Consider the following 15886-nt stretch of genomic DNA (forward strand, 5'->3'; position numbering starts at 1 on the left):
CTGGCTGACAAAGTCGCCTGTTCGACACACGACCTTGTGGCAGTTACCTGCAACGCCTGCCCTTGGGCAAATGGGCGCCGCCTGCGACTGCATTTCGCCCTCCGATATTGCCGGAGGGCGACTGTCGAAAAAACTTACTGATCCGATGTCACTACGCTTGGCTGACCCAGATTGGCCGACCTGACGCTGTTTTGCAGCTGCTGGGCTTCACCCGGCGTGTCGATCGGTCCCATCCGCACCCGATAGAGCGTTTGCTGATTGCGAGCTATCGAGCTGACGAAGACCGGCGCTCGAACCATCCCGCTCAGTTTCGACCTCAGGAGTTCCGCAGCGTCCGGATTGGCGAAGGCTCCCACCTGGAGAAACAGCCCAGCGGCTTGTCCTGAAGCGTTTTTTTTTGCGTCAACCTGCAAGGGCACGACGGGTGCTGCGTGCTGCTGGGGTGGCGGCGTGTACTGCTCGACGATTCCGGTCGAGGTGGACAGCGCGGGCGGCGTGGCCTGGGCAGTCACCTGCGGCTGATTAAGCAGCAACGGTGCCGGTCGGCCACGTTGTGCCCACCACTCCTGAGGGTCGATACCTTCGACCTTGACCCGTGCAGTGCCGGTTTCGGCATAACCGAGTTTTTTCGCTGCTGCGTAGGACAGATCGATGATCCGGTCCGAATAGAACGGGCCGCGGTCGTTGACGCGCAGAATCACAGTGCGGTTGTTGTCCAGATTGGTCACTTTGACGTAGCTGGGCAACGGCAGGGTCTTGTGTGCGGCACTCATGCCGTAAAGGTCATACACCTCGCCATTGGCGGTATTCTGCCCGTGAAACTTGGTGCCATACCAGGACGCGGTGCCCGTCGCGACGTAGCGCTTGGAATCGCTCATCGGAAAGTAGGTCTTGCCCAGCACGGTATACGGGTTGGCCTTATAGACACCCGTGTGCAGGGTCGGCGTCGCATCGGGGATGCGTGAAACATCCACGTCCCACCACGGCGCGCCGTCCTTGTGGGCACGGTTGATGTCCAGCCCCGGCATCGAGCGCACGACGGCACCGCCTTTCGGCGCTTGCGTACTGGTCGTGCGCGATGGCGAGGAGCAACTGGCAACCAGCAACGCGAGGCCACTCAACGCCAGCAGCTTTAATGATTGACGGATTGGCATTGCCCGCATTACTTGACGCCTCGAGCTTGAACCAACGATTCAGACAGCTGATACACGGCCATGGCGTACATCACACTGCGGTTATAACGGGTAATTGCATAAAAATTGTTCAGACCCAGCCAGTATTCAGGACCATTATCGCCATCAAGACGGAACGCCGTCACCGGCATGTCGTCGCGCAGCGCATCATGACTCGCCCAGCCCAACCCTCGCAACTCCCCAACCGACATTACCGGATCAAGCGCAGGACTCAAGCCCTCGTCAACCCGATCGCCGCGTACAGTGACACGACTGACCACCTGCTGACCCGCGACCCAACCATGCTGCTTGAAGTAGCTGGCGACGCTGCCGATAGCGTCGTCCGGATCGGTCCAGATATTGATATGACCGTCGCCGTCGAAGTCCACTGCGTAAGCGCGAAAACTGCTCGGCATGAACTGCGGCAGCCCCATCGCCCCGGCGTACGAGCCTTTGAGGGTCAGCGGATCAACCTGTTGTTCGCGAGCCAGCAGCAGAAACTCGCGCAGCTCCTTGCGAAAGAACGGAGCGCGTGGCGGGTAATCGAAACCGAGTGTCGACAAGGCGTCGATCACCCGGTAATTGCCGGTGTTGCGACCGAAAAACGTTTCAACGCCAATGATCGAGACGATGATCTGCGCAGGTACGCCGTATTCCTGCTCGGCACGTGCCAGCGCAGCCTCGTGTTGCCGCCAGAAGTCCACGCCTCGGGCGATGCGCGTATCGGTGATGAACATCGGACGATAGTCTTTCCACAGCTTGACCCGTTCGGCCGGGCGGGAAATTGCATCGAGAATGGCCTGCTTGCGCTCGACCTCACGAAACAGGCCCATCAACTGCTCACCGGCAAAGCCATGATCGCGGGTCATTTCACCGACGAACTCAGCCACTTGGGGCGAGCCGTCATAGTCACCGGCCAGCGCTTCCTGCACCGACCCAAGGATGCCCACCAGGCCGACCACCGGAGCATATCGAGCCCAGTTACGCATTACTTGCATTGAGTTGTTCACCTTAATCAAACCTGAGCGATCCATTTACGATGTGTGTGGATCGACATCAAAACCCCAAACGCTGACAGTAGGGTCACAAGCGAAGTTCCGCCATAGCTAATGAAGGGCAACGGCACCCCCACCACGGGCATCAGGCCACTGACCATACCGATGTTGACGAAAACGTAAACAAAAAACGTCATGGTCAACGCCCCGGCCAGCAGTTTTCCGAACAATGTCTGGGCCTGCGCGGTAATGACAAGCCCGCGACCGATCAGCAGCATATAGATGATCAGCAGCGCACAGATCCCCACCAGCCCGAATTCCTCGCCCAGTACCGCAATAATGAAGTCGGTATGGCTTTCCGGCAGGAAGTCGAGGTGCGACTGGGTGCCGAGTAACCAACCCTTGCCGAATACCCCGCCTGAACCGATGGCGGCCTTGGACTGGATGATGTTCCAGCCGGTGCCCAGCGGATCGCTTTCCGGGTCCAGAAACGTCAGTACGCGCTGCTTCTGATAGTCGTGCATGAAGAAGAACCACATGGCGACTGCTGCGGGCACGGCTGCGGCCAGCACACTTAGAATCCAGCGCCAGCGCAGGCCCGCCATGAACAGCACGAAAGCGCCGGAAGCCAGAATCAACAACGACGTGCCAAGGTCGGGCTGACGCACGATAAGAATGAACGGCACGCCAATCAGGGCCAGACTCACCGCTACGTGCTTGAGGTGCGGCGGCAGCGTGCGCTTGGACAAGTACCAGGCAATGGTCGCCGGCATGATGATTTTCAGAAATTCCGAAGGCTGAAAACGGATCACGCCGGGAATATTGATCCATCGGGTCGCCCCCATCGCGTTATGGCCCATTACATCCACAACCACCAGCAACAGAACGCCGATCACATAAAGCACGGGCACCCAGCGCGCCATGAACCTTGGCTCGAGCTGGGCAATTACTACCATCGCGACCAGACCGATACCGAACGAACTGGCCTGCTTGATTAGCAGGTCCCAGTTTTTGCCGCTGGCCGAATACAGCACGAACAGGCTACCTGCCGCGAGGGTCAGCAGCAGAATCAACAACGGACCGTCGATATGAATGCGCTGCAGGAACGTGGCGCGGCGGCGCATCACGTCTTCGCTGGACAGGATGCGGTCGAAATTACTCTTCACGGGCCGCAGCCTCCAGATTCAGGGAACCGGCGTACTCAGGCTTGAGATGGCCGTTTTCGTCAAGCAGCCAGGCGTCCAGGACCTGCCGCACCACAGGCGCCGCAACGCCGGAACCGGACTCGCCGTTCTCGACCATCACCGCGACGACGATTTTAGGGTTGTCGGCTGGAGCAAACCCCACGAACAAGGCGTGGTCGCGGTGACGCTCCTGAACCTTGGTGCGGTCATACTTCTCGCCCTGCTTGATGGCGACGACCTGCGCCGTACCGCTTTTGCCGGCAATCCGGTATTGCGCGCCGACGGCAGCCTTGCGTGCCGTGCCTCGCGCACCGTGCATGACCTGTTGCATGCCGTGGTTGACGCGTTCCCAGTTGGCCGGATCACGCAATACGATGTTCGGCATCGGGTTCTCGTCGACAGGCGCCTTGCCTTCGATGGTTCTGGCCAGATGCGGACGGTTCCACACACCTTTGTTGGCCACCAGCGCAGTTGCCTGGGCCAGTTGTAGCGGTGTCGCCTGCATGTAGCCCTGACCGATCCCGAGAATCAGCGTTTCGCCAGGGAACCAGGCCTGACGGCGCGTGGCGCGCTTCCACTCACGGGAAGGCATGAGGCCTGGCGATTCCTCGAACATGTCCAGCGACACCTTTTGCCCGATGCCAAACTTGTTCATGTAGGTGGCAAGCCGATCAATGCCTACTTTGTGCGCAAGATCGTAGAAGTACGTGTCATTTGAACGCATGATCGCTGTATCAAGATCCACCCAGCCGTCGCCGGTACGGTTCCAGTTGCGGTATTTGTGATCGTAGTTGGGCAACTGGTAATACCCTGGATCGAATACCCGCGAGCCAGGCGTCACAGCGCCGGAGTCCAACCCTGCAATTGCCACGGCAGGCTTGATGGTCGAACCCGGCGGATACAGGCCACGAAGAATGCGGTTGAACAGCGGCCGGTCGATGGAATCGCGCAGCTCGGCGTAAGCCTTGAAGCTGATGCCGGTCACGAACAGGTTGGGATCGAAGCTGGGAGCGCTGACCATCGCCAGCACTTCTCCGGTAGCAGGGTCCAGGGCCACCACTGCACCGCGACGCCCGCCAAGCGCGGCCTCGGCAGCTTCCTGAAGATTGATGTCCAGGCTCAGGACGATGTCCTTGCCGGGAATGGGATCAGTACGTTTGAGCACTCGCAGCACGCGACCACGAGCATTGGTCTCGACCTCTTCGTAGCCGACCTGACCATGCAGCTCAGGCTCGTAGAAGCGCTCGATGCCCGTCTTGCCGATATGGTGGGTGCCGCTGTAGTTGATCGGATCGAGGCTCTTGAGCTCTTTTTCGTTGATCCGCCCCATGTAGCCGACCGAGTGGGCAAAGTGCGGCCCTTGCGGGTAATGCCTGACCAACTGCGCAACCACTTCGACGCCTGGCAGGCGGAACTGATTGACCGCAATCAGCGCGATCTGCTCTTCGCTCAGCTCGAACAGGATCGGCACTGGCTCAAAGGGACGACGCCCCTGCTTCATGCGTTTTTCGAAAATGATCCGGTCATCGGGGGTGAGCTGCAGGATCTCAACAATAGTGTCGAGCACGCTGGACCACTCACCGGAACGCTCGCGGGTCATGGTCAGACTGAAACTGGGCCGGTTGTCTGCCACCACAACGCCGTTGCGGTCGTAGATCAGCCCTCGGCTGGGCGGAATAGGCTGAACGTGAACGCGGTTGTTTTCCGACAGCGTCGAGTGATAGTCGTACTGAATGACCTGCAGGTAATACAGACGCGCGATCAGGACGCACACCAGCAACACGACCGCCACTGCACCGAACACGACCCTGCCGCGCACCAGACGTGCGTCTTTTTCGTGGTCTTTGAGGCGGATCGGTTGAGACATTTAGGCCGTGTTCACAATAAAGACGATGCTACTTGTGATAAGGGTGCCCGGACAGGACTGTCCAGGCGCGATACATCTGCTCGCCAATCAGGATGCGCACCAGCGGATGCGGCAAGGTCAGCGGCGACAGCGACCAGCGCTGCTCACTGCGCGCGCAGACCTCAGGCGCCAGCCCCTCGGGGCCGCCCACCATCAGGTTGACCGTACGTGCATCGAGGCGCCAGCGATCGAGTTCGACCGCAAGCTGTTCGGTGCTCCACGGCTTGCCATGCACTTCCAGTGTGACAATTCGCTCACCCGGCTGCACTTTGGCCAGCATCGCCTCGCCTTCCTGACGGATAAAGCGCGCGACATCAGCGTTCTTGCCACGGGTATTGAGCGGAATTTCCACCAGCTCAAGCGCAAGCTCTGAGGGCATCCGCTTGGCGTACTCATGCCAACCTTCTTCCACCCACTTGGGCATGCGCGAACCGACAGCAATCAGACGCAAACGCACATCAAGGCCTTATTCGTTGCCCGGAGTGTGGTGCGCAGCGCTGGCAGCACGGCTTTGTTCGGCACCCTGCCACAGACGCTCAAGGTCGTAGAACTGGCGTGCTGCAGCGGTCATCACGTGAACGATCACATCACCCAGGTCCAGCAGAACCCAGTCGCTGTCGCCCTTGCCTTCTTCGCTCAGCGATTTCAGGCCGGCAGCCTTGACCTTGTCACGAACGTTGTCGACCAGTGCGTTCAACTGACGGTTGGACGTACCGGTGCAGATCAGCATGTAGTCGGCGATGCTGGTCTTGTCGCGCACGTCGATGGTCAGGATGTCGGCACCCTTGACCTCTTCAAGCGCTGCAATCGCAACATTGATGACTTCTTCACTGCTCATTTTTTGCTTTGTCATATAAAACTCATTCAGCTCGTATGTGTGGGACCGTCCAAACGCTTATCGATCAAAGCAGTTTCAGGACGACCCATCAGTGTTCGGCGCACGGTAAAGCCCGCGCGCATCGATATAGGCCAGTACCGCGTCTGGCACCAGAAAACGTACCGACTTACCGCTGGCCAGCAGTTGACGGATCTGGGTGGCAGACACCGATAAAGGCGTCTGCCAGACGAATGTAATGTGTCCACCCGGCCCTTTCAGGGCCTTCGGGTCGCTGACTGCGCGTGCCGCCAGCAGGTTGCGCATGGCATCCGGCGACTCGCTGTCTGCGTCCGGGCGTTGCAGCACCACGATATGGCAGTGCTCCAGCAGTTCTTCCCACCTGTGCCAGGTTGGCAGCCCGCAAAAGGCATCCCAACCCAGCAACAGGAACAACTGATCCTGAGGCGCCAACTCGGCGCGCATCGATTCCAGTGTGTCGAGGGTATACGACGGCTTGTCCCGCTTCAGTTCACGGTCATCCACCGTCAAGGGCAACACACCTGCAACCGCACTGCGGACCATCGCCAGACGGTCCTCAGCCGTAACGCTCGGCATGTCACGATGCGGTGGCCTGGCGCTGGGCGTCAGGCGCAACTCATCGAGTTCGAGCAATTCGGCCACTTCGAGCGCACCGCGCAAGTGGCCGATATGAACCGGGTCAAACGTGCCCCCGAGCATGCCGATACGTCTGGGCAGCGCTGTCATGGGGCTTTTCAAGTCAGGCTTGTCCGCGCAATTGGCCATCGCCGATCACGATGTACTTCTCGCAGGTCAGGCCCTCCAGCCCCACAGGACCGCGGGCGTGCAGCTTATCAGTAGAGATGCCTATCTCGGCACCCAATCCGTATTCGAAGCCATCCGCGAAACTCGTTGGCGCATTGACCATGACCGAACTGGAATCGACCTCGGCCATGAACCGGCGAATCTGGCTCTGGTGATCGGAAACGATGGCATCGCTGTGATGCGAGCCATAATGATTGATGTGTTCGATGGCTTCGTCCAGCCCGGACACCACGCGAATCGACAGGATGGCCGCCAGATACTCGGTGTGCCAGTCTTCCTCGGTGGCCGGAATGACGTCGATCAGCTCACGGGTGCGCTCGCAGCCGCGCAGCTCGACGCCCTTCTCGCGAAACTGTGCAGCCATCGGCGGCAGGAACTCTGCGGCAACGGTTTGATCGACCAGCAGGGTTTCCATCGCGCCACAGATGCCATAACGGTAGGTCTTGGCGTTGAAGGCAATATTCTGGGCCTTGACCAAGTCGGCGTGGGCACTGACGTAGACGTGACAGATGCCGTCGAGGTGCTTGATAACCGGCACGCGTGCGTCGCGACTGACACGTTCGATCAGCCCCTTGCCGCCACGCGGAACGATCACATCGACGTATTCGGGCAAGGTGATCAACGCACCGACCGCAGCGCGATCAGTGGTTTCGACGACTTGCACCACGGCAGCAGGCAAACCCGCCTCGGCCAGACCGCGCTCGATGCAGGCGGCAATGGCACGATTGGAGTGAATGGCTTCAGAGCCGCCGCGCAGGATGGTCGCATTGCCCGACTTCAGGCACAGGCTGGCCGCATCGATGGTCACGTTCGGACGCGATTCGTAGATGATGCCTACAACGCCAAGCGGCACACGCATCTTGCCGACCTGAATACCTGAAGGCCTATAACTCATGTCGCGGATCGCGCCCACCGGGTCTGCCAGACTGGCGACCTGACGCAACCCGACGATCATGCTGTCGATGCGTGCGGGGGTCAGGGCCAGACGTTCCAGCATGGCAGGCTCAAGGCCATTAGCCTGACCGTTGGCCAGGTCCAGCGCATTGGCCGCGGACAATTCGTCGCGAGCCTCGTCCAGCGCGGCCGCAGTGGCTTGCAGGGCACGGTTCTTCTGCGCAGTACTGGCACGACCGATCACGCGCGATGCTTCGCGGGCGGCGCGACCCAGGCGGGTCATGTAGTCAAGAACGGACTCAGTCATGGTCTCAGAGGTCTTGGCAAAGAGGAAAGCGGCTGATTATAGCTGTCGCAGGGCGCGAACGACAGCGCGGACAGGCGGAAGGTCGATATCAGTGCGCATATTCACTTCGCTCGATAGCGCTCGCCACTTTGGTCCTGCTTCCCGCGTCGGCGGTATGACCAAGCGGCGCTCGTACAGAAGATGCGGAACCAGGCAGGATGGCATGTCACGATTTCGTCATTTAAAGAAACAACAAAGTTTTTAATACCGACACATTCAGCTGCAATTAAAGTTGTGCTTGTTATGATCGGGCACCTTGTCAACGTACTGCCTGATCATGCCCACAGCCCTTCCAGACCTGTTCTTCCAACGCGACGCCCAAATACTTGCCCGTGACCTGCTGGGCAAGGTCATCCGCCACAAGGTAGGCGAACTGTGGCTGGCCGCGCGCATCATTGAGACGGAAGCGTGTTACTGCGCCGAAAAAGGCAGCCACGCATCGCTGGGTTACACCGAAAAGCGCAAAGCCCTGTTCCTCGACGGCGGCCACATCTATATGTACTACGCACGCGGCGGCGACTCCCTGAATTTCAGCGCCGAAGGGCCGGGCAACGCGGTATTGATCAAATCGGCGTTCCCCTGGACCGACGCGACAAGCGACGAAAACGCTCTGGCACAGATGCAACTGAACAATCCTGACGCCAGCGGCGCCATCCGTCCGGCGCAACGGCTCTGCGCTGGCCAGACCCTGCTGTGCAAAGCGCTCGGCCTGAAAGTACCCGAATGGGACGCCAGGCGTTTCGATCCGCAAAAGCTGCTGGTCGAGGATGTCGGCCAAAGGCCCGAACGCATTATCCAGACCACCCGCCTGGGCATCCCCAGCGGTCGCGACGAGCATTTGATGTATCGCTTCGTGGACTCGGGCTATGCCCGTTTCTGCACACGGAACCCTCTCAGACGCGGCCAGGTCGAAGGCCGCGACTATCTATTTCTCGATGATCAAGGAAACTGACCCATGGGCGACCTGCTCAATGGCATGACCGGCTGGCTGACGGCGAACCCCTCTTGGGTGGCGGTGGCGATCTTTTTAGTGGCCTTTGTGGAATGTGTCGCGATTGTCGGGATCGTTGTGCCGGGCACGGTGATCATGTTCGCCATCGCAGCCCTGGCTGGCAGTGGCGTTCTGCCGTTGAGCGAAGTGCTGTTGCTGGGCTTTCTTGGCGGGCTGCTGGGGGATGCGGTCTCTTACTTCATCGGCCGCCGCTTTCATCAGAATATCCGTCAACTACCGGGCCTGCGCACGCACCCCGAATGGATGGCCGGTGCCGAGAGCTACTTCCATCGCTACGGCATAGCCAGCCTGCTGGTTGGCCGCTTTATCGGCCCTTTGCGCCCCATGCTGCCGATGATCGCCGGCATGTGCGACATGCCGCTACCGCGCTTCGCCGCCGTCAGCGTGCTGGCTGCGGCTGGCTGGTCGATTGCCTATCTGATGCCGGGCTGGGCGGCCGGTGCGGCCATTCGCCTGCCATTGCCGGAGGGCTTCTGGCCTGAAGCTGCTGTGGTCGGCACCGGGCTTGCGGTTCTCTTCGGGCTGAGCATTCAAAGCAGCATTCGCCAGAAACGCTACGCCACCAAGCTGATCTCCGCGGTCAGCCTGACACTGGTTGCAGCATTGTTCATCGGCTGGCCTTACTTGGCGGATTTCGACAATGGCCTGATGAAACTCATCCAGGAACACCGCAGCGAAGCCGCGCAGAACATTGTGCTGTTCGTCACCAGCATCGGTGACTTCAAAGCCCAGTTGCTGGCGGCATCCTTGCTAGTCATAGTGCTGGCAGTCGCCAGGCAGTGGCGCCATGCAGCCTTCGCCCTGGCAGCCACATTGGGCACCGCTGCCGCCAACGGCGTACTGAAAACCTTCTTTGCCCGCGCCCGCCCTGAAGTGCTGGTAGACCCGCTGACAACCTACAGCATGCCCAGCGGACACAGCTCTGCGGCCTTTGCGCTGTTCATGACGCTTGCCGTGCTGGCCGGACGTGGCCAGCCGGTCCGCTTGCGCCTGACCTGGATGCTGGTGGGCGGCATCCCGGCACTGGCCATTGCCTTGTCGAGGGTCTACCTGGGGGTTCACTGGCCGACGGACATTCTGGCAGGAATGCTGTTGGCCTTCTGCGTTTGCGCGGCCAGCCTGGCGTTCATTCAGCGAGAGCAGTCCCTGCCCGCCATGTCGGTACGCGTCTGGTGGCTGATCGTGCCGGCAATGACCGCGCTGCTCGGTATATTTGCGGTTCGCGCCCTGTCGCATGCCGTGCTGCGCTACCAGTACTAAGCGGCATTTGAACAGCAACATCGGCTGATTCATTCAGCCAGACGGTGCCCGTGCACCGGGCACTCGTTGGCAAATCCGGCACTTTGCCATTGCTCTTTCGACGCGTTGACTACACTCCCTGAAGCAGGCGAGTGAGCGACAGCGTTGTCGAAGGAGTGCTGATGTCCGACCTGATTCATTACATAGCGACACCCGCCCGACAGCGTGGCGCAATCGGCCTGATGGCGGCGCTGACACTGAGCCTGGCGCTGCTGTGCGCGCTGGTGGTAGTGGACAGCGGCAGGCTGTATCTGGAGAAGCGCTCGCTGCAACGCATCGCGGACATCGCGGCGCTGGAAGCTTCCGGACGCAGAGGCACCTGTGGCAGCGCGGCCACAGCCCCGGAATTCGCCAACCAGAGCGCCACACGCAACGGTTTTACGCCGAATACCGATGGCCGGACTCTTCTGACCCGGTGCGGCGCCCTGGCTCTCGGCCTTTTGAGCAAACGCGTATTTGTTGCTGACTCCACCCAGACTCAGGCCATTCAGGTGGTCGCGGCACACCCGGTGCCACGGAGCATTGCAGCGGGTATCGGTGCACTGTTCGACAGCACGCCGACGCCTGCGGACATCACGCTCAGCGCCACGGCGGTCGCAGTGAGTGCTGCGCCACTGGCGGCGCTGACCATTCGCAGCGCCGCAGTGACAGTGGACAGCACCCGTGCAGCCATTCTGAACCCGGTCATCGGCAGCCTGCTGGGCGGCTCGCTCAACCTCGGCATCGCCAATTGGCAAGGCATCGCCAGTACCGATGTAAGCCTTCTGAACTACTTGAACCGTCTCAAGACCGACCTCAACGTAACGGCTGTGGGCTACAACGATGTACTGGCCACCTCCGTTTCAGTCAGTCAGTTGATCCAGACCGCCATCAATGTGCTTGACCCTGGCGGCACCCTGAGCGGGACGGCAACGATTGCCGGCCTGCAAGCACTGAAGCTGGCCAGCGGCACAACCCGAGTGGTGCTGGGCGATTTGCTGTCGATACAAGGCAGCCCGGACATCGCGGCTCTGAACACCAAGCTGCGCCTGATAGACCTGGTTCAGGGGATCGCGCAACTGGCCAACGATAAAAATGGCATTTCGGCCGCGACGCAGATCAATGTGGCGGGTCTGGCGCAAATAACAACGCGCATTCAAGTGGTTGAGCCGCCTCAGTTGTCTGCCATCGGCGACCCGAGCATGATCGACCCGCTCAATCCCAGGACCGGTGCCAACCGGATCTACGTACGTACCGCACAGATGCGTGCGCTAGTGTCGATCAATCTGCCGGTACTAGGCACTATCACCTCGCTGGTCAATACGGCTGGCTCGGTGGTCGGCAGCCTGACGCCGGTCCTCAACAATGCTCTGGGCCTGAACATTGCCGGCGTGCTGGGCTCAACCTCGTGCGCGCTGGGTCTGACCAGCTGCATGGTCACCGACATCAAGTTTTTGACCTCGAGCACCTCGCCGAGCGCCGGGCCGAAAATCGACCTGAGCCTGTCGCTGGCCAGCGCCGACAGCTACGTCACCGGTTTCACCTGCACCAGCAATACGGTCAAGTCGCTCAAGGTTCACACCGAAGCGGCATTGCTCAGTGCCAAGGTCGGGCAGATCAGCGACAGCAATGCCTTCCCTGCGAGTGTCGACCCTTCGACAGTCACAGCCCTGCCCATCCCGGTGATCGATATCGGCACCCAGGTCTGCCAGAAACCGCTGGGCCTTCCGGGACTGGGAACGTGCGCCGCGCGCGTCCCTTTTGGTGGTGGCGGCATCGGCCTGAGCTTCGACCCGGTCACCCAATCGCCGCTGAGCAGTCCGGCGGCAACCGACAGGACCTTCAGCACGCCCAACCTTCCGGAAATAACCCAGCTCCCGCATTTCCAGACAGGTATCGCAACCACACCACCCAGCAGCGTACTGAACGGCGTGGTATCCAGCGTCAAGGTGAATGTCTACAAGTCTGCAACAGGCACCGTATTAGGCACCGTCATCAACGGCACGGCGTCAATATTGAACAGCCTGACCCTGGCGCTGGACGGCATTGTCGAAAACACCCTCAAGCCGCTGCTGACCTCGGCAGTCGACCCACTGTTTCAAGCCCTCGGCTTAGGTATAGCGCCAGCCGACGTCGGCGCCAACCTGAGTTGTAATCTGGGTCAGGCGACGCTTGTCATCTAGCGTGGTGTTTCTGAAACACCACGCTAGATGACCGTTCAGACGGTATTGAATATCGGCAGTTCGATCCTGAATCGCGCGCCCTCGTCCACATTGCTGACGCTGAGCTGGCCGCCCATCTGATCGACAATCCCGTAACTGACGGACAGCCCCAAGCCGGTCCCGACACCCACCGGCTTGGTGGTGAAAAACGGCTCGAAGATGCGTTCCAGCAAACGCGGATCAATGCCGCCGCCATTGTCCTGGACCACCAGCCGAATGATATTTTCATCACGCTCGGCGTCAACGCTGATCCACGGCTCGAAATTCCGGTCTTTTTCACGGCGTGACAGCAAGGCATCGCGGGCGTTGACCACCAGGTTGATCAGCACCTGCTCGAGCTGATCGACATGCCCGCGAACCTGCACGGCTTCGATCATGCTCCCGACCCGCAACTGCACGCCCTTGCCCTTCATCCCTTCGGCGAGCATGGAGATCGTGCCCTCTACCGCCTGCGCCGGGTCGAACAGCTGCTCCTCGACTTCAGAACGCCTACCGAACACCCTCATGTGATCCACCACCCGCGCAGCACGCTGCACCTGGGTGTCGATACGGTTGAGTTTTTCGGTAAGGTAGTCGATATCCACGTCGCCACGGCCCAGTCGCTTGAGAACGTTGACCACGGCCATGCGCATGACATTGAGCGGCTGATTGATCTCATGAGCCAGACCGGTGGACATCTCCCCTAATGTCGCCATCTTCGCGCTCTGGTTCAACTGCATCCTGGAGCGGCGCACATCGGTGTTGTCGCGGCCCACGGCCTGAACCTCGACCAAAGTGCCTTGCTCATCAAATATCCCCCGGTCGGCCCATACCCACCAGGCGTACTCGCGACCGGGCAACTCGATACAGATCTCCTCGGTGCTCAGCGGTGCTTCCGGCGTCAACTGGCCGATTCGTCGCAGGAACGCCTCGCGCTGCTCTGCCGATAGCCAGTCCCCCAGATTGACGCCGGTCAGTTGCTCGGGGGTGCATTCCATGTAGTTGGCCAACGGCCGGTTGCCGAAACTGAGCACCAGGTCCGGAGAATAGCGGCAGATCATCGCTGGAGAATCCTCGACCAGAATGCGGTAGCGCTCTTCGCTCTGGCGCACTTGCTCGGCCGCCAGCGTTGCTTCGGTCACATCCAGCCACAGACCCACTGCTTCCACCGGCATGCCGAGGTCGTCACGCAGCAATCGCGCCTCGTCCAGCAGCCAGTGATAGTTGCCACTCTTGTCACGCAAACGGTAGCGCCTGCTGACCAACCCTTCTCGCAGCAATTGCCGGGTGCGCTCGAACCAGATGTCCCGGTCCTCGGGGTGAATGTATTCCGCCAGTTGCCCCTCGACGCACTCGGCCAACGTCCAGCCCAGCAGAGGCGTGAGGCTGTCACTGAAAAAGGTTGGTTCCAGATTGCCGTGGTCGTAACGCTGCACGTAAATCACGGCTGGCGAACTGGCGATGAGATTGTCCAGCCTGGCGTGCGCCGCAGCTGCCTCGGTTTCCTGATTTTTTATGTCACTGACATCCAGCATGAAACCGAGTACACGCTGCACCTGCCCGCTGATCAACGCCTGGCCCTGAATCCGGAACCAGAGGATGTCCTGAGCTGGGTCGCTCTGTGCCAGACGAACGCAGAGCAGCAGCGGCGTGCCTTTGTCACGCAACTGCGCCAGACGACTGGACAGCTCCTGACGATCGGCCGGATGAATCAGCGCCAGCCAGTCCGGACGCGACAGGCTCTCGACCCGGTTGCCGAGGCGCAGGCTGCGGGCCAGTTGCGGCGCCAGCAATACTTCGTCGCGGGCCGGTATCAGTTCCCACCAGCCTGTGCCGAGCAAATCCTGAAGTACCGCCAGACGTTCTACATGGTGACGGTTGTGCTGCTCGGACAAGCGGAACAGCACCGGGCCGGCCAGCGCAGAGCACAGATTAAGCCACTCGCGCTCCCCTAGGTCCGGCGCCTGCTGCTGCGGATTGTAGAAGCCGAACATCAGCCAGGCCTTGGCAACGTTGTCGCGGCTGTGGGGGATCAGAAAACCATCAGCGTTACCGAAGGCACTTTGCAGCGGCCCTTGATCGATGCCGTCAGCAAATCTCAATTGGCGGGTGGCATCGGCATCGAACATATCCAGCGCGATGCCCAAGCGCTGCCCGACCTGCCATAACTCAGGCGCTGTATGCGCGCTGTACTGGCAATAGACGCGCCAGCCAACGCCGCTGACCTCGGGTAAAACCAGCGCCACACAGGGGATGCGCCACAACTGCGCCAGCTCTTCCAGTTGCTCGGTGACCACCGCCGTCAAGCGATCGACATTGCAAACACGCACGCGCTCGGCCATCTGCCCGGCAAAACGCAAGCATTGCTGGCGGCTGCGGGCGGCACTGGCCTCTTCCATCAGGTCGCTGATATCAAGCAGTTGCAACAACCAGCTTTTGCCCCGCGCCTGCACCCATCCACGGGCGTGCAAGGTATGTGCGTCAGCACTTTTGAAATCCAGATCGAGCATATGCCCCTGCCAGTCAGACGGCACGCCTTCAACCATCAGCGCGCTGTTGGGCAACAGCAAGTTCATTAACCGTTGCGTCGAAGAGGCCGGCGCAGCCAGGCCCAGTCGCGCCGCGAGGTGCGGGCTGACGCTTTTGATCGCGCCCTCGTCATCGAGCAACACGTAAAGGTCGGCACCGATCGGTTCGGGTTCGCTCGGCGCGGGCACCGCCTGACTTGCGGGCGGCGTTTCGCCACGGCCCAGCCAACGGCTCAGTCGATTTTTTTCAGGGGGCAAGTTGCAGGCTCGCTTGTGCAGTCAGGTAGGTCGGCAGACGCGGGACCTCACCGACGCCGGGCAGCTTCAACAGCGGCAGGACTTGGGTCAATCTGGTTTTGGGATACTGAATACTGACAGTCAACACGCCCGCAGTGTAGGTCACATGAGTGTGATCGGCACTGAAACCCAGCGCGGGCGGTATCCAGGATAACTGGTTCATCACTGCACTCTGCGCCTGACCGACCAGCAGTTCATTGTAATTGGCAGCTGCCGGACTTAGCGCCACACTTCGGCGCACAGCCTCACTGGCAGCAGCATTGAATGACTGCATCATGAGCAACGGCAGGCTGTAACTCACCATCGCGTAGAACACTGAAAAGAACACCACGAACACCACCGCAAATTCAATAGCGGCGGCCCCTCGTTGCTGACGGTACAGTGTATGTATGGGAATGGTTTTCATATCAACG

The 15886-nt window shown here is 60.4% G+C and carries 13 protein-coding genes; 3 read left to right on the forward strand and 10 right to left on the reverse strand.

Annotated features, from left to right (window positions below):
- Positions 1–134: 134 nt before the first annotated feature.
- From I9H09_RS20790 to I9H09_RS20825, 8 genes are read right to left on the reverse strand one after another with little or no spacing between them, the layout of a single operon-like run.
- Positions 135–1163 (reverse strand): septal ring lytic transglycosylase RlpA family protein, encoded by a 1029-nt coding sequence (locus I9H09_RS20790; RefSeq protein WP_005888728.1) that lies wholly within the window; start codon positions 1161–1163, stop codon positions 135–137.
- A complete protein-coding gene (gene mltB, locus I9H09_RS20795) occupies positions 1163–2170 on the reverse strand; it encodes a lytic murein transglycosylase B (RefSeq protein ID WP_122324298.1) in 1008 nt (335 codons plus the stop codon). The genes I9H09_RS20790 and mltB overlap by 1 nt, the downstream gene beginning before the upstream one ends.
- 17 nt (positions 2171–2187) lie before the next feature.
- The gene (rodA, locus tag I9H09_RS20800; protein ID WP_005888724.1) at positions 2188–3291 is read right to left on the reverse strand and encodes a rod shape-determining protein RodA; all 1104 of its coding nucleotides are present in this window, start codon (positions 3289–3291) and stop codon (positions 2188–2190) included.
- Between the two features lie 31 nt (positions 3292–3322).
- The gene (gene mrdA / locus I9H09_RS20805) at positions 3323–5218 is read right to left on the reverse strand and encodes a penicillin-binding protein 2 (RefSeq protein WP_122324297.1); all 1896 of its coding nucleotides are present in this window, start codon (positions 5216–5218) and stop codon (positions 3323–3325) included.
- 28 nt (positions 5219–5246) lie between these two features.
- Positions 5247–5714 carry a 23S rRNA (pseudouridine(1915)-N(3))-methyltransferase RlmH gene (gene rlmH / locus I9H09_RS20810; RefSeq protein ID WP_002555336.1) on the reverse strand — a complete coding sequence of 156 codons (468 nt, stop codon included), beginning with the start codon at positions 5712–5714 and terminating at the stop codon, positions 5247–5249.
- 9 nt (positions 5715–5723) lie between these two features.
- A complete protein-coding gene (gene rsfS / locus I9H09_RS20815) occupies positions 5724–6110 on the reverse strand; it encodes a ribosome silencing factor (RefSeq protein WP_002555337.1) in 387 nt (128 codons plus the stop codon).
- A 60-nt stretch (positions 6111–6170) separates the two neighbouring features.
- A complete protein-coding gene (gene nadD, locus I9H09_RS20820) occupies positions 6171–6830 on the reverse strand; it encodes a nicotinate-nucleotide adenylyltransferase (protein ID WP_183136727.1) in 660 nt (219 codons plus the stop codon).
- A gap of 22 nt (positions 6831–6852) precedes the next feature.
- Positions 6853–8118: a glutamate-5-semialdehyde dehydrogenase gene (locus I9H09_RS20825; RefSeq protein ID WP_122347482.1), complete on the reverse strand. Its 1266-nt coding sequence runs from the start codon at positions 8116–8118 to the stop codon at positions 6853–6855.
- 316 nt (positions 8119–8434) lie between these two features.
- Here I9H09_RS20825 and I9H09_RS20830 point away from each other — a divergent pair, with 316 nt between their 5' ends.
- From I9H09_RS20830 to I9H09_RS20840, 3 genes are all read left to right on the forward strand, one after another.
- Positions 8435–9109 (forward strand): DNA-3-methyladenine glycosylase, encoded by a 675-nt coding sequence (locus I9H09_RS20830; protein WP_122347483.1) that lies wholly within the window; start codon positions 8435–8437, stop codon positions 9107–9109.
- Positions 9110–9112: 3 nt separating this feature from the next.
- The gene (locus I9H09_RS20835; protein ID WP_122347484.1) at positions 9113–10429 is read left to right on the forward strand and encodes a bifunctional DedA family/phosphatase PAP2 family protein; all 1317 of its coding nucleotides are present in this window, start codon (positions 9113–9115) and stop codon (positions 10427–10429) included.
- A 161-nt stretch (positions 10430–10590) separates the two neighbouring features.
- Positions 10591–12630 carry a pilus assembly protein TadG-related protein gene (locus tag I9H09_RS20840; protein WP_122324295.1) on the forward strand — a complete coding sequence of 680 codons (2040 nt, stop codon included), beginning with the start codon at positions 10591–10593 and terminating at the stop codon, positions 12628–12630.
- Between the two features lie 35 nt (positions 12631–12665).
- Here the strand turns inward: I9H09_RS20840 and I9H09_RS20845 are convergent, their stop codons facing one another.
- Positions 12666–15434, reverse strand: coding sequence for a PAS domain-containing sensor histidine kinase (locus I9H09_RS20845; protein ID WP_183142482.1), 2769 nt, complete (start codon positions 15432–15434; stop codon positions 12666–12668).
- Positions 15424–15879 carry a TadE/TadG family type IV pilus assembly protein gene (locus I9H09_RS20850; RefSeq protein WP_005888708.1) on the reverse strand — a complete coding sequence of 152 codons (456 nt, stop codon included), beginning with the start codon at positions 15877–15879 and terminating at the stop codon, positions 15424–15426. The genes I9H09_RS20845 and I9H09_RS20850 overlap by 11 nt, the downstream gene beginning before the upstream one ends.
- Positions 15880–15886 lie beyond the last annotated feature (7 nt).

Origin of the sequence: Pseudomonas tremae, from assembly GCF_023278125.1 — a bacterium.
In the GTDB taxonomy this organism is placed as follows: domain Bacteria; phylum Pseudomonadota; class Gammaproteobacteria; order Pseudomonadales; family Pseudomonadaceae; genus Aquipseudomonas; species Aquipseudomonas tremae.